Here is a 14,799-nt window from a genome sequence, read left to right on the forward strand (position 1 = left end):
TCATGATTGTTCTCTTTGGGTGTTTGTGAATCATTTTGCTTTATTAATAATTAATGTATAACCATCCGCGGAGAGGTCTACCTCCATCTCCTAGATCTATTACATAGATATAAGGTCCAACAGGTAATCTGTTTTCTAATCCGCTATTGTTGATCTGATTCGACACTGCTTCCCAGTCATTTTGATATCCTTTCTTCTTAAACACAAGCTTACCGGATCTACTATACACACTTACCGTATTATTAGGGAAAGCTGTAATATTCTCAATCACCCATCCGTCGTTTACTCCATCTCCGTTTGGAGAGAATCCATAACTTCTGGTTTGTTCTATTGGAGCACGACATGAACTATTGTCTGTATCCAAACTATCAATAATTCCATCTCCGTCACAATCCTGATCAGAGTCAGATGTTCCGTCTCCATTTACATCATCATCACAGAAGTCTGCAATACCGTCGTTATCGCTATCTACTGTATCGATTGTAATTGTAAATGGTGCTGAAAGATCTCCGGTGTTTCCTGCAATATCTGTAGCTCTTGCTGTAATATTATAGGTTCCGTCTGCCAAGGTTGTTCCTGTGTAGTCGAACTCAAAGAATCCGTTATCTCCAGTAACAACTGTTCCCACTGAAATTGCTTCAACAAATACCTCTACAGTAGACAATGCTTCTGCTGTTCCAAAGATCTCTAAGGTATTATCTCCCGTTGTAGCTACCGTACCACTACATGTAAACTCAGAAATGTGAGTAACAGTTGGTGGGTTTGGCGGAATATTATCGTATTCGATCATAAATTGTGCAGCTTCATTCCCGTTAGTTGCTGCATCTTCTGCTACGTTTTCTGCGATATCTACTGTGATATCTCCAGCTGCTGTTGGCGTGATCATTACTGCATATACACTTGCACTTGTTGCTATAAAGTCACTTAGCGTTCCATTAACTATAGCAATATCAGCCATCTCAAATCCGGTTACATCTTCACTAAATACTATATCAAGAGTAAATGGTGCATTTACCGGGCTTGCTGCCGTTGTACTCATAGCAATCGTAGGTCTAGTTGCATCATACAATACAGAAAACTCATTAGAAACTTCGTTACCGTTTGTTGCTGCATCTTCTGCTACGTTTTCCGGAACTAATACAGTAACTCCTCCATCAGCTGTTGGTGTGATGGTTGCTGTATATACAGATCCTGTTCCTGCAAAGTCACTTGCTGTTGCATTTCCTAAGTCTAGATCTGCCATTTCAAATCCGGTTACATCTTCACTAAATGTGATCGTTACGCTAAATGATGTATTTGTTGGATCTGGCACACCTGAAGTGATTACAACAGTAGGTCTTGTACCGTCGTAGTCTATTTCAAATACATCTGATCCTTCGTTACCATTTGTTGCAGCATCTTGAGAAACATTCTCTAGAACCTCAACTGTAACTACACCGTCAGTTGCCGGAGTAATTGTAGCTGTATATACAGATCCTGTTCCTGCAAAGTCACTTGCTGTTCCGTTTACTGCTGTAATATCAGCTAATTCAAATCCGGTTACATCTTCACTAAATGTGAACGTTGCTGTGAAAGCTCCGTTGATCGGGTTTGCTGCTGTTGAAGTAATTGCAACTGTAGGTCTTGTAATATCATATTCTACAGAGTATTGAGTTGCTGCTTCGTTTCCATTAGTCGCTGCATCTTGTGCTACATTTTCTGCAACATCTATGTTTACTGCTCCATCCAATTCAGGAGTAATGAAAACTGTATATACAGAGGCACTAGTTGCGTTGAAACTACTTGGAGTTCCATTTTCTACTTCTATATCTGATATATCGAATCCTGTAACATCTTCATTAAACGTAATCGTTGCAGTAAATGATGCATTAGTTGGATCTGGTGCATCTGAAGTAATTACTACTGTAGGTCTTATATCATCAAATGAGATACTGAACTGTCCTGCCTGAATATTTGGGTTTCCGGCAATATCATTTGCAGATCCTGCATTAACATCTACTGTAATATTAGCATTCACATTAACTGTTGGAGTGATCAATGCTGAGTATTGACTTGCTGAAATCACCATAAAGTCACTAGCAGCACCATTTCCTACAACCAAGTCACTAATGTCAAACCCGGTTACATCCTCATTAAAGTTAAAGTCTACTGTAAAGGCTCCATTAGTTGGGTTTGCCGCAGTTGTAGACATTACAAGCAGAGGCGATGTTCCATCATAATTGATACTGAATATAGATTCTTCGTTGCTATTGTTTGCATTGTCTTCTACTGTATCATCTTCCAATGTAACAGATACTGCCCCATCTGTAGTTGGTGTAATTGTAGCTGTATATACAAGACTAGATACCATTGTGAAATCACTAATCGATGCATTAACCAATGTAAGGTCAGCAGCTTCAAAAGATGCTAGTTCTTCACTAAACGTAAATGTTAATGTAAACGGTCCGTTTGTAGGGTCAGCTGCACCAGTTGTCATTACCAAGGTAGGTCTTGTAATATCATAAGTGATTGTTACAGTATTTGACGCTTCGTTGTCGTTTGCGTTTGACGATTGATCTTGCAATACTCCTGCTGCAATACTCACATCTACATCACCATCAGTTGTTGGTGTAATCAAAATGCTATATGAAACTGCATTCAATTGATTGAATACACTTGCTGTTCCATTAGTCACTGTAATATCAGTAAGATCAAAATTAGTTACAGCTTCTGAGAACAAAATGTTTACCGTAAACGGAAGGTTTGTTGGTGAACTTGCTGTTGTACTCAAAGTTACTGTTGGTGCAGTAATATCTTCTGTAACAAAATTCCATGCTGTATTTCCTGTAATAGCATCGTTTCCTTGGTTTGATGAATTCTCAAACGCTCCTGCCGGTACTTCTACATAAATATTTGTTTCACTTGGCAAATCGCTACTTGGATCTATGGTAACTACATTGTTGTTGATAGTTACTTGAGATCCTGTTACATCTATTGATTCAATCGTACTGTCGTCTCTATCGTCCTTGATCAAGATGTTTCCAGTTCCTTTAAATACATTCTGGTTATAGGTCATGGTCAAGTTTGCTCCAATTACAACATCTACTGCATCATCTGCAGGTGTAGTTGCTGTTAATACCGGAGCATCATCATCATTAATGGTTACTGTAGCTCCGTCTGTGATATCAATATTACTCGCAGTTACTGTTGTTGGAACTAGATTGTCCATAGAAACAGTGAAGTTTTCAGTTTCTTCACCAATTGCATCGTTTCCAATGGTAATAGTTACTGTTTGTGTTTCTCCTGCATTTCCTGCAAACGTCTCCGTTCCAGAAGTTACTGCTGTATAGTCGCTTCCTGCTGTTGTAGCTGTATTGTCAGCTGTACTAACATCTACAGTAAATCCTCCATCTACAGCATTGTTTAGAGTTAGGGTAACTGTAGCTGATCCGTCAGATTCTCCAACAGTTACATCTTCAATTGTAACCGTAGCGGTATCATCATTATCGATTGTTACTGTTGCTCCGTCGGTAATATCAACAGATAGACCTGTTGCTGCCAAATTACTTTGACTTACAGTTACAGTCTCATTTGCTTCAACCTTGGTATCAGTCGTTGGAGTAACCGTAAAGGTTTGCGTTTCTCCTGCATTTCCTGTAAATGTCAATGTTTGACTAGTTACTGCTGTATAATCACTATCAGCTACCGTTGCTGTTCCGTCAGCTGTACTCACATCTACAGTAAACCCTCCTTGAACAGGATTGTCTAAAGTTGCAGTTAAAGTAATCGCTCCATCATTTTCATTTCCACTTACATCTTCAATCGTTACGGCAGCACTATCATTATTATTAATTGTATAGGTATGACTTGTGTTTGCTCCTAAAGTTGCGTTGGTAGGATTTGATAAGGTAACGATTACTGTTTCGTCAGCTTCCAAAATCATATCATCTACAATACTGGCAATTGTTATATTCCCACTATTGTTTCCACTATTAATGGTTAATGTTCCATCAGCCAATACAAAATCACTACCTCCAGTTGCTGTACCTGAAATTGCATAGTCAACCGTAATGGTAGTAGTAGCAGTAGCATTTAAGTCTACCTGCAAATTCGCACTACTTACACTTTCTGCACCATTGCTGCTTGTTGAATTGAAAGCTATTGTTGGTAAAGAAATATCTGCTGATAAAGTAGGTTGTGTTAAGCTATAGTTTCCAGAGTCTGTTCCTGAAATGGTATATCCGGTAGTTGAAATACTAATGTTTGTTCCCGGTCCTGCAGAAGCAAAAGTAAATACTGGTGAACCTCCAATACTTACATCATCCGCTCCAATCACTCCGCTTAACGTAGCGGTTCCTGAAGCTGTTGCCGCTGTGGTTCCGTCATATACTTTATCATCTCCTGTTAATCCTACAACCGTTAAGGTTGCTGTTGTAATATCTGCGGATAATGTGGGCTGTGTTAAGGTATAATTTCCAGAATCCGTTCCACTCAAACTAACTCCTGATGTGTTGATCGTAATTCCCGTTCCTACATTGGCACTGGCAAATGTAAAGACTGGTGTACCCGATAAGATTACATCATCGGCTCCTATAATTCCTGATATAACCGGTGTTCCTGTAGCTGTAGCTGCTGTGGTTCCGTCATATGCCTTGTTATCTCCTGTTAAGCCTACTACGGTTAAGGTAGCTGCTGTGATATCTGCTGATAAGGTAGGTTGTGTTAAGGTGTAATTTCCTGAATCCGTTCCACTAATGGTGTAACCTGTAGTATTGATCGTGATTCCTGTTCCTACATTCGCGCTTGCAAACGTAAATACCGGAGAACCTCCTAAACTCACATCATCCGCTCCAATGATACCGCTTAAGGTAGCCGTTCCTGTTGCTGTTGCCGCTGTGGTTCCATCATATACTTTGTCATTTCCTGTCAATCCTACAACCGTTAAACTTGCTGCTGTGATATCTGCTGATAAGGTAGGTTGTGTTAAGGTGTAATTTCCTGAATCCGTTCCACTAATAGTATAACCTGTGGTGTTGATCGTGATTCCTGTTCCTACATTCGCACTTGCAAACGTAAATACCGGTGAACCTCCGATGCTTACATCGTCTGCTCCAATCACTCCACTTAAGGTAGCAGTTCCTGTTGCAGTTCCTGCCGTAGTTCCATCATATACTTTGTCATTTCCTGTCAATCCAACAACCGTTAAGGTAGCTGCAGTGATGTCTGCAGATAATGTTGGTTGTGTTAAGGTATATTTTCCTGCATCGGCTCCACTTAATGTGAATCCTGATGTCGTAATCGTAATTCCTGTTCCTACATTGGCACTTGCAAAGGTATATACCGGAGATCCACTTAAACTTACATCATCTCCTCCGGAAACTCCACTTAAGGTAGCCGTTCCTGTTGCTGTTCCTGCTGTAGTTCCATCATACACTTTGTCATTTCCTGTTAATCCGGTAATGGTTACGGCTATTCCTGTAATATCTGCTGATAAAGTAGGTTGTGTTAAGCTATAGTTTCCTGAATCTGTTCCACTAATGGTGTAACCTGTAGTGTTGATCGTGATTCCTGTTCCTACATTCGCACTTGCAAACGTAAATACCGGTGAACCTCCTAAACTCACATCGTCCGCTCCAATCACTCCGCTTAAGGTAGCCGTTCCTGTTGCTGTTGCTGCTGTGGTTCCGTCATAAGCTTTGTCATTTCCTGTCAATCCAACAACCGTTAAGGTTGCTGCTGTGATATCTGCTGATAAGGTAGGTTGTGTTAAGGTGTAATTTCCTGAATCCGTTCCACTAATAGTATAACCTGTGGTATTGATCGTGATTCCTGTTCCTACATTCGCACTTGCAAACGTAAATACTGGTGAACCTCCAATACTTACATCATCTGCTCCAATCACTCCACTTAAGGTAGCAGTTCCTGTTGCAGTTCCTGCCGTAGTTCCATCATATACTTTGTCATTTCCTGTTAAGCCCACTACGGTTAAAGTAGCTGCAGTGATATCTGCTGATAACGTTGGTTGTGTTAAGGTATAATTGCCTGATTTCGTTCCGCTAATGGTGTAACCTGTGGTGTTGATCGTGATTCCTGTTCCTACATTCGCGCTTGCAAACGTAAATACCGGAGAACCTCCTAAACTCACATCATCCGCTCCAATCACTCCACTTAACGTAGCAGTTCCCGTTGCTGTTCCTGCGGTAGTTCCATCGTATACTTTATTGTTTCCTGTCAACCCTACAACAGTTAAAGTAGCTGCAGTGATATCTGCTGATAAGGTAGGTTGTGTTAAGGTGTAATTTCCTGAATCCGTTCCACTAATAGTATAACCTGTGGTGTTGATCGTGATTCCTGTTCCTACATTCGCACTTGCAAACGTAAATACCGGTGAACCTCCGATGCTTACATCGTCTGCTCCAATCACTCCACTTAAAGTAGCAGTTCCTGTTGCAGTTCCTGCCGTAGTTCCATCATATACTTTGTCATTTCCTGTCAATCCAACAACCGTTAAGGTTGCTGCAGTGATGTCTGCAGATAATGTTGGTTGTGTTAAGGTATATTTTCCTGCATCGGCTCCACTTAAAGTGAATCCTGATGTCGTAATGGTAATTCCTGTTCCTACATTGGCACTGGCAAATGTATATACCGGAGATCCACTTAAACTTACATCATCTCCTCCGGAAACTCCACTTAAGGTAGCCGTTCCTGTTGCGGTTCCTGCGGTAGTTCCGTCATATACTTTATTATTCCCTGTCAATCCGGTAATAGTTAACGGTATTGCAGTTGTTGTTACGTCTACTTTTGTAGGGCTGGTTTGAAGATTCGGGCTTCCTTCATCATCTTCTGCAGCCACATATACATCATATGCTGTTCCTCCTGTCAAACTTGTAACGCTAAAATCGTGAGTAAATCCTCCTGAATTGACGGCCTGATTGCCCGAGGTGACCTGTCCGGAGCCCCCACTTCCTGTTCCTGCTTTGACTTCTGCAGAGGTTGGTGCTGTCGCACCATCTGCGACGACGACGTAATAAATTGTTCCTGCTTCATCAATATCTGTACTTAAAGTAAAGCCGGTTTGTGTAACTGAAGAAGAGCTTGGTGTACTATTTTCAAATGCCGGAGGTGTTGTGTCTGAAGCAATAACTCCATTTCCGGTGAAATTAATTACAAAAGGATCATCGTTAGGGTCATCAGTATCAATACTAAGAGATCCAGCGGTAGCTCCTGCTCCTGCCGGTTCAAGACGTACATTAAAGGTCGTAGTTCCCGATGCTGAAGTTACAGTATTACCAGGCTGACTAGTTACCGAATATCCTGTTCCTGTTGGGCTTAAAGGAGTGGTTACTGCTAAGTCTGTAGCCCCTTGAAGGTTGGTGATCGTAAAAGTTACTGTTGAGTTACTACCTACGGTAACATCTCCAAAATCATAAGTACCTCCATTCAGAATAGGGGTTGCACTCTGTGTAATTGTCATGGTTTGCGACCTAGTTGCCTGAGTAGTACTTCCTCCTGTAGTTTCATAGGTTTCTACTCCTGAACAATCATTGTATGCATATACTATGAAGTGATAGGTAGTTGCGGGATTTAACCCTGTTATTGTAACACTCGGTGAGGCTGAGGTTCCAAAATAAATGGCCTGTTGCCCGGAGCCATTCCAACTTGTATCTGCTGTAGGTTCATCCCCGTCACTGGGCGCTGTAAAACTAGCCGAAGTATTCATGTAGATGGCATATCCATCTGCACCTCCTGCAGGTGCTGTAAAACTATTGAACGATAACGAAGTACTACTGGCTGGTCGCGTAACTATTATTGTCGTTACCTGAGCTGTAGGCGCTGTACAAGGTGGTGAAAAAGCACTTCCTGTAAAATTTGAAACGACACTACCACTATGTGTATAATCTCCAAAAACCCAGTTGGTTCCTGTATTATAGACTTGAGTTAAACAATCTCCTATGGTACTGTTACACGTAGTAAGACCTGTATATCTTCCTTCTCCTGAGAAAGATAAAATTTGGCTTGAAGATAATCCTGTTCCTGAACTATTAAAAGGAACTCCATCGCTTCCTTCAGTAGCTGTTAAAAAAGTTCCCGGTGAGGCTCTTGTTCCTGTAACGGCAACAAAATCTTCTGCTGAACCTAAATTAAATCCTGCATCTACCTCATCTACTGTTCCTAATGAGGCAGATTCTGTTGCTCCATCTGCATCATAAATGCTGATGACCGTTCCGGCAGAAATAGTACTTCCTGTATTGTTTTCCCATAAAAGATCTCCTTCTCCAGTTCCAAAACCGGTTCCATTCCACTCTTCGTCTATAAAACGAATTTGTGTTCCGTTGGGAGCATCATCTAAGAGGATAAAAGAAAATCCATCTTCTTCTCCTGAAGAACCATCATCAGCATGGTAAGCTACAATGGCGATATCACCTGCGGCATCAATGGAGCCGTTCTGGTCTTGCGCAAAAGTTTGATTGTAAAAAAATATCGTTAGGGCAAACGATACAATTACACGAGTAATTTTGTTCATAGTTTTGTTTGATTAGTATAACTGTCCTTTTCAAAATTCGAGGGCGGTTAAAATTAAGAAAAAAAGGGGTAACTCCTTTAGAACCACATTAAAGAATCTTAAAAAAATAGGTGTTTTTACCTATGAAACATAAAAAATGCCAGAAGGAAACTTCTGGCATTTTACACATATCTAATTAGTTTTTAGCTTCTTGACGGATAATACCCTTCCATAGCAATGATATAATTGATTGCTAAATATGGCTGAATATTTGTATGCCATTGGCTTCCACCAGTAGGTAAATTGGTAATTGAAGTACCTATTACAGGTGCTGTAGCTCCATAATATCCGTTTGGAGCAGATGTTGTATATAAATCATCTCCTGTATTTGCCAAAACTCCTGCTGCCGGACTTGTAGAATCTGCATCTCCATCTGTAGTATTTACAGGAATGTGAGCTGCACCTTCAACAACCGATGCCAAGTGTGTATGAGAAGGAATTTGAAGCTGAGTCAATGTTACTGTTTCAACTCCTCCTCTTTGTCCTAAGACATAGTTAGATAATCCAGGTCCGTGTCTCGGTCCTATGGCAACTCTACCTCGTAAATCAGGTAAAGCAAACGTAGTTCTTCCATCTCCTCCATAGGTTGTTCCTAATAAAGAGAACAACGCCGTATGGCTATTGATAGCTAATAGTTGTCCATCGCAATAAGCCCAACCCCTAGGGGCAAAGTTTCCTGCGAAAATCATAATCGATGCCAACATTGGATCCATAATGTAATAAATTTTAAGGTTAATAATTAACTTCTAGATGGGAAGAATCCAACTGTAGCAATGATGTAATTGATTGCTAAAAATGGCTGAATATTTGTATGCCATTGATTTCCTCCTGTCGGTAAATTTGTAACAGTAGTTCCTGTTACAGGAGCTCCTTCCGGATACGTTCCGTTTGGAGCAGATGTTGTATACAAATCATCTCCCGTATTTGCCAAAACTCCTGCTGCCGGACTTGTAGAATCTGCATCTCCATCTGTAGTATTTACAGGAATGTGAGCTGCACCCGGTGCTACACTTGCAAGGTGCGTGTGCGAAGGAATTTGAGTAATGTTTAACGTTACTGTTTCAACTCCTCCTCTTTGTCCTAAGACATAGTTAGATAATCCAGGTCCGTGTCTCGGTCCTATAGCTGCCCTACCTCGTAAATCTGGTAGGCCAAACGTGGTTCTTCCGTCTCCTCCATAGGTTGTTCCTAACAGAGAAAACAATGCTGAATTCTGATTAATAGACAATAGCTGTCCATCGCAAAAGAGCCAGCCCCTCGGAGCAAAGTTCCCAGCGAAAATCATAATTGATGCCATCATTGGATCCATAGTGTAAAGTATTTAAGGTTAATAAATAAAGTTTCCGTTTTTGTCTAAAATTTATCCCCTTCTCAGTGTGTTATTGCTCTTTTTTTTAATGCAAAAAAGTAGCAACAAGGCAAGGGATATCAAACTTAACTTTATGATCTATGGTTTTTTAGGAAGTAAATACGCAATCCACAAAACAGGTAGAAATACCTACAAATATATTTTCGAGTTTATTGTCGTTACTCTTTCATATATTTGATGCTATCAATTTTTCACCATGGATGATTTTATACTATATTTTAGATTAGGCCTAGAACATGTTCTTGATTTTAGTGCCTACGACCATATTTTATTTTTGATCGTTTTGGCTGTAGTTTTCAGCTTTAACCAATGGAAAAAGGCTGTTTGGCTTATTACTTTTTTTACCATTGGTCATACGCTAACACTGGCTTTGGCCGCTTATGGAGTCATCAACATACGAGTAGATATCATTGAGTTTTTAATTCCTGTTACCATCTTTATTACAGGGCTTGCCAATGTAGTTCGTGTTAACAAAGCCTCTACAGGTAAAGAAAAAATCAATTTGTTTCTCGCCTTGTTCTTCGGACTAGTACATGGTTTAGGGTTTTCCAATTATTTCCGTTTGATGATTGGTCAAGAAGAAGATAAACTCTTACCTTTATTAGAATTTGCTCTGGGAATTGAAGCTTCTCAGGTCATTATAGTTTTTGGAATTTTAATTATTGGCACACTCCTTCAAAATTTCTTCAGAGTTACCAAACGCGATTGGGTTTTGGTGGCTTCATCTATTGTTATTGGATTTACCATTCCAATGATGATCGAACGAGTTTTTTGGTAAATAATTAACGTTCTTGTTTTTTAAATCTCTGTATTTTTAGCTTTCATGAATTCTAAACAACTCAAATACGACAAAGCCTATCTGAGAATGGCTTATGAGTGGGGGAAATTATCGCACTGTGAACGTAAACAAGTAGGTGCATTGATCGTAAAGGGTAGAATGATCATCTCTGATGGTTTTAACGGTACACCCACAGGTTTTGACAATTGTTGTGAGGATGAAGAGGGACTTACCAAATGGGAAGTGCTACATGCCGAGGCAAATGCTATTTTAAAAGTAGCCGCCTCAACTCAGTCTTCAGAAGGAGCAACTTTATACATCACACTTTCTCCTTGCAGACAATGTAGTAAACTCATTCATCAGGCAGGAATTAAAAGAGTGGTTTACTCTAGATCTTACAGAGATACCAGCGGTTTAGAATTTTTAGAAAAAGCAGGTGTAGAACTTACGTATTTACCAATAGATGAACAAGAATAACATTCCCATATATCTATCTCTAGCAACCGTACTAGGTATCTTAATTGGTACTTTTTTTAGCGGAGGCTCTAGTGGATTATCTTTGAATAGCGGCTCTAAAAATGAAGCCAAGATCAAGCGTTTGATGGATTATATTGAACGCGATTATGTTGATGATGTTAATACCGACAATCTTTTAGATGAGGCTATTACTCAAATGCTGGGAAAACTAGACCCTCATTCTGTATACATTCCAAAAGAGAACTTGCAAGCTGTTCAGGAAAACATGCAAGGAAATTTTGTTGGGATTGGAGTTCAGTTTCGAATGATCAACGACTCCATCACTGTAATTCAACCGATGAAAGGTGGTCCTAGTATCAAAGCCGGTATCAAGGCAGGAGATCGCATCATTGCAGCTGATAAAGACACTCTTTCAGGGAAAAAACTAACAAGTAATGACATTCCTAAATTTTTAAAAGGTCAGTCCAACACCAATGTAAAACTTCAGGTGTATAGAAAAACCAATGATTCTTTGTTTACTGTAGACATTAAAAGAGGGAAGGTAAACATTAAGAGTGTTGATCTTTCTTATATGGTAAATAATCATATTGGGTACATCAAATTAGATCGTTTTGCCCGTAATACGTATCGAGAGTTCAAATCTGCGCTAACAGAGTTGAAAGATCAGGGAATGGAAGACCTTATCTTAGATCTACGTGGTAATGGCGGAGGTTTTGTAGATATTGCTACCCGAATTGTTGACGAGTTCTTAGAGGATGATAAACTCATTGTTTTCACTAAAAACAACAAAGGAAAAATTGACAAATCTTATGCCTCTGCAAGAGGAGATTTCGAAAAAGGAGGGTTGTACGTACTTATTGATGAAAACTCTGCTTCTGCTTCCGAAATTGTTGCCGGAGCTTTGCAAGACAACGACAAAGGAACCATTATTGGACGTCGTTCTTTCGGTAAAGGTTTGGTACAAATAGAAATGGATCTGGGTGATGGATCTGCTGTTCGTTTAACAACTGCCAGATATTATACCCCTACAGGAAGATCTATTCAAAAGCCTTATTCTAAAAACGGAGATGACAGCTACTATAAAGATTATCAAAAGAGAATTAAAAATGGTGAGCTGTTAAGTCAAGACAGCATTCCTGTTGTAGACTCACTACAATACACGACTCCTAAAGGGAAGGTTGTTTATGGTGGTGGTGGAATTATTCCCGATGTTTTTGTTGCAGTAGACACTACTGCTTATTTAAACAACTTTTACTTTAGAACAGCTAGCAATTTTGCTTTTGATTATGTAGACAAGAATCGAAAAGAGATCACAGAAAAATGGACTTTGGATAATTTTGTGGAGAATTTCGATAAAGACGATACTGTTTTTCAATCTTACTTAGCTAGAATAAAAGAAATCAATACATCAAATTCTTATCGCACTATAGAAACCTTACGCAGATACATAAAAGCCTCTATTGCAAACGAATTGTTTGGCGATGTTGGCTTCTACAGGATTATTCATACAAACGACAAAATGCTTCAAAAGGTTTTAGAATTGGATTCTAAAAAGGAATAGTGTTACTTTGTAGTAATGATTACAATTCAGACTTCTGAAAATAAGAAGATATACTTTGCCTCTGATCAACATTTAGGGGCACCTACTCCAGAAGCTAGTTTACCTAGAGAAAAAAAGTTTGTTTCTTGGTTAGACACCGTAAAAGAAGATGCCGAAGCTATTTTCTTATTGGGAGATCTCTTCGACTTTTGGTTCGAATACAAGACAGTAGTTCCAAAAGGGTTTGTACGTGTTTTAGGAAAACTTGCAGAGATTAGAGATTCCGGAATTCCCATTTACTTTTTTGTAGGAAACCACGATTTATGGATGCGTGATTATTTTGACAAAGAGCTAAACATTCCTGTCTATCATCAACCACAAGAATTTGAGATTAACGGAAAGCTTTTTTTAATTGGACATGGAGATGGTTTAGGCCCTGGAGACAAAGGCTACAAACGAATGAAAAAGGTTTTTACCTTTCCTCTTTTTCAGTGGATGTTTCGTTGGTTGCATCCGGATTGGGGTGTAAAATTAGGGCAATACCTTTCTGTTAAAAACAAATTGATCTCTGGAGATGAAGATGCTCAGTTCTTAGGAAATGATAACGAATGGCTGGTTCAATACTGTCACAGAAAACTCACACAAAAGCATTACGACTTTTTCATTTTTGGGCATAGACACCTTCCTTTAGATATCAGCCTAAATGACAAAAGCAAGTACATCAACCTTGGAGATTGGATCAAGTACTATACGTATGGTGAGTTCATGAAAACCTTTAAACTGAAAGAGTTTTAATCGGTTTTTAGCGCATTTACAAATTTTACCAACTGATATACTCCCTTGTACATGTTTGGGCATTCTTGCTTAAGAAAATCGATATTTACAGTTCCTTTTTCTCGATAAGCCATCATTGCTTTTGTTCCATCAAAATCTACAAAAGCCAAACGAAAGAACAGCTCATTTTCTTGAAACCCAAAATCGGATGCCGGTAACAAAGCCACTTGGTATTCTTCTAATAAATAAATTGCCAGCTCTTTACTTGTGCGTATTCCTAAAGCGTTGATCTGGTCTTGAAACTGATCAAACCCAATCATCATATAAAAAGCTCCTCTCGGGTTTGTACATGTAATACGATATGCTGTTAATTGCTGAAAGATAAATGAAGAAACTCCTGATAGGATAACAGAAGCTTCTGAAACGTATTTCTGTATATCTTCGGAATACTTATATGCTTTCACAGCAGCATATTGTACAGGTGATGCTACACAGCTAAAGGTTTCACTAAACAAAGAGCGATATACCTTAGTTAACGAAGCAAATTCCTTTGGCAAAACCATATAACCTAATCGGTATCCTCCTGCAGAAAACACCTTGCTTAACCCTCCAAAAACAATCGTTTTTTCCGGATAGTATGAAGAAATACTACAGGCGTGATCCTTGTCAAAATTGACCTGAGAGTAAATCTCATCAGACAACACAATAATTTCATGTTTCCTACAAGCCTCAGCTAGTTCTTTGTACTCTTCATCGGTATAAATAGCTCCCGTTGGATTGTTAGGTGAATTAAGGATCAAGATGTATTGCTCTTGCTTATCATGTTCCTGAATAAACTCTTCTAACCCTTGCGCAGTAAGTTTGAAATCATGCTCAATACTTGTTTCTAGGATTGAGTATGCTCCTCCTTTGGATTTGATTTGCGGAATGTAGCTTACCCAGCTTCCTTTCGGAATCAAAAAATGGCCTTCAAAAATAAGAATGGATTGATATAGTAATTCTTTACTTCCAGGTCCAATAAAAATCTGCTCTTTCTCTGCATTGATTCCTTGATTTTTTGATAAAAATTCAGATACCTGAGATCTTAATTCTTCAAGTCCGTCAACAGGCAAATAATGATTATTTGTTGCGTGGTCTTTGAGTTCGTTAACTATTTCGTCATGAATTGGAAAAGGCGATTGTCCAAACCCAAAATGATTGATTGTTTGTCCTTCTTTTCTCAACGCTTTTACCTTTTCGTTGATCTCCAAGGTTGCAGAAGGTTTTAAGCTAAAGATGTCTTTATTGATCTTCATTTTATATTTATGGTATTAAAAAAG

General features: G+C 39.2%; 8 protein-coding genes. 4 read left to right on the forward strand and 4 right to left on the reverse strand.

Annotated features, from left to right (window positions below; translation table 11 throughout):
- Positions 1-43: 43 nt before the first annotated feature.
- From ACFSRZ_RS05385 to ACFSRZ_RS05395, 3 genes are all read right to left on the reverse strand, one after another.
- Complete coding sequence (locus ACFSRZ_RS05385; RefSeq protein ID WP_379665505.1) at positions 44-8,503, reverse strand: YDG domain-containing protein; 8,460 nt, start codon at positions 8,501-8,503, stop codon at positions 44-46.
- 182 nt (positions 8,504-8,685) lie between these two features.
- The gene (locus ACFSRZ_RS05390; RefSeq protein ID WP_379665506.1) at positions 8,686-9,255 is read right to left on the reverse strand and encodes a phage tail protein; all 570 of its coding nucleotides are present in this window, start codon (positions 9,253-9,255) and stop codon (positions 8,686-8,688) included.
- A 26-nt stretch (positions 9,256-9,281) separates the two neighbouring features.
- Positions 9,282-9,851 carry a phage tail protein gene (locus ACFSRZ_RS05395; protein ID WP_379665507.1) on the reverse strand — a complete coding sequence of 190 codons (570 nt, stop codon included), beginning with the start codon at positions 9,849-9,851 and terminating at the stop codon, positions 9,282-9,284.
- 256 nt (positions 9,852-10,107) lie between these two features.
- Here ACFSRZ_RS05395 and ACFSRZ_RS05400 point away from each other — a divergent pair, with 256 nt between their 5' ends.
- The 4 genes from ACFSRZ_RS05400 to ACFSRZ_RS05415 are packed head-to-tail and all read left to right on the forward strand — an operon-like array spanning position 10,108 to position 13,501.
- Positions 10,108-10,689 carry a HupE/UreJ family protein gene (locus ACFSRZ_RS05400; protein ID WP_379665508.1) on the forward strand — a complete coding sequence of 194 codons (582 nt, stop codon included), beginning with the start codon at positions 10,108-10,110 and terminating at the stop codon, positions 10,687-10,689.
- Between the two features lie 45 nt (positions 10,690-10,734).
- Positions 10,735-11,166 (forward strand): deoxycytidylate deaminase, encoded by a 432-nt coding sequence (locus ACFSRZ_RS05405; protein WP_379665509.1) that lies wholly within the window; start codon positions 10,735-10,737, stop codon positions 11,164-11,166.
- On the forward strand, positions 11,153-12,727 hold the full coding sequence (locus ACFSRZ_RS05410) for a S41 family peptidase (protein WP_379665510.1): 1,575 nt from the start codon (positions 11,153-11,155) through the stop codon (positions 12,725-12,727). The genes ACFSRZ_RS05405 and ACFSRZ_RS05410 overlap by 14 nt, the downstream gene beginning before the upstream one ends.
- Positions 12,728-12,742: 15 nt before the next feature.
- Positions 12,743-13,501 (forward strand): UDP-2,3-diacylglucosamine diphosphatase, encoded by a 759-nt coding sequence (locus tag ACFSRZ_RS05415; RefSeq protein ID WP_379665511.1) that lies wholly within the window; start codon positions 12,743-12,745, stop codon positions 13,499-13,501.
- Here ACFSRZ_RS05415 and ACFSRZ_RS05420 read toward each other — a convergent pair.
- The gene (locus ACFSRZ_RS05420) at positions 13,498-14,775 is read right to left on the reverse strand and encodes a pyridoxal phosphate-dependent aminotransferase (RefSeq protein WP_379665512.1); all 1,278 of its coding nucleotides are present in this window, start codon (positions 14,773-14,775) and stop codon (positions 13,498-13,500) included. The two genes, ACFSRZ_RS05415 and ACFSRZ_RS05420, sit on opposite strands and share 4 nt — an antisense overlap.
- Positions 14,776-14,799 lie beyond the last annotated feature (24 nt).

Origin of the sequence: Pseudotenacibaculum haliotis (assembly GCF_042684245.1) — a bacterium.
Classification (GTDB): Bacteria; Bacteroidota; Bacteroidia; order Flavobacteriales; family Flavobacteriaceae; genus Polaribacter; species Polaribacter haliotis_A.

What these genes read in the sequence shown, in the direction of transcription:
- ACFSRZ_RS05385 (WP_379665505.1), bottom strand. Translation starts at nt 8,503, where the DNA reads ATGAACAAAATTACTCGTGTAATTGTATCGTTTGCCCTAACGATATTT.
- ACFSRZ_RS05390 (WP_379665506.1), bottom strand. Translation starts at nt 9,255, where the DNA reads ATGGATCCAATGTTGGCATCGATTATGATTTTCGCAGGAAACTTTGCC.
- ACFSRZ_RS05395 (WP_379665507.1), bottom strand. Translation starts at nt 9,851, where the DNA reads ATGGATCCAATGATGGCATCAATTATGATTTTCGCTGGGAACTTTGCT.
- ACFSRZ_RS05400 (WP_379665508.1), top strand. Translation starts at nt 10,108, where the DNA reads ATGGATGATTTTATACTATATTTTAGATTAGGCCTAGAACATGTTCTT.
- ACFSRZ_RS05405 (WP_379665509.1), top strand. Translation starts at nt 10,735, where the DNA reads ATGAATTCTAAACAACTCAAATACGACAAAGCCTATCTGAGAATGGCT.
- ACFSRZ_RS05410 (WP_379665510.1), top strand. Translation starts at nt 11,153, where the DNA reads ATGAACAAGAATAACATTCCCATATATCTATCTCTAGCAACCGTACTA.
- ACFSRZ_RS05415 (WP_379665511.1), top strand. Translation starts at nt 12,743, where the DNA reads ATGATTACAATTCAGACTTCTGAAAATAAGAAGATATACTTTGCCTCT.
- ACFSRZ_RS05420 (WP_379665512.1), bottom strand. Translation starts at nt 14,775, where the DNA reads ATGAAGATCAATAAAGACATCTTTAGCTTAAAACCTTCTGCAACCTTG.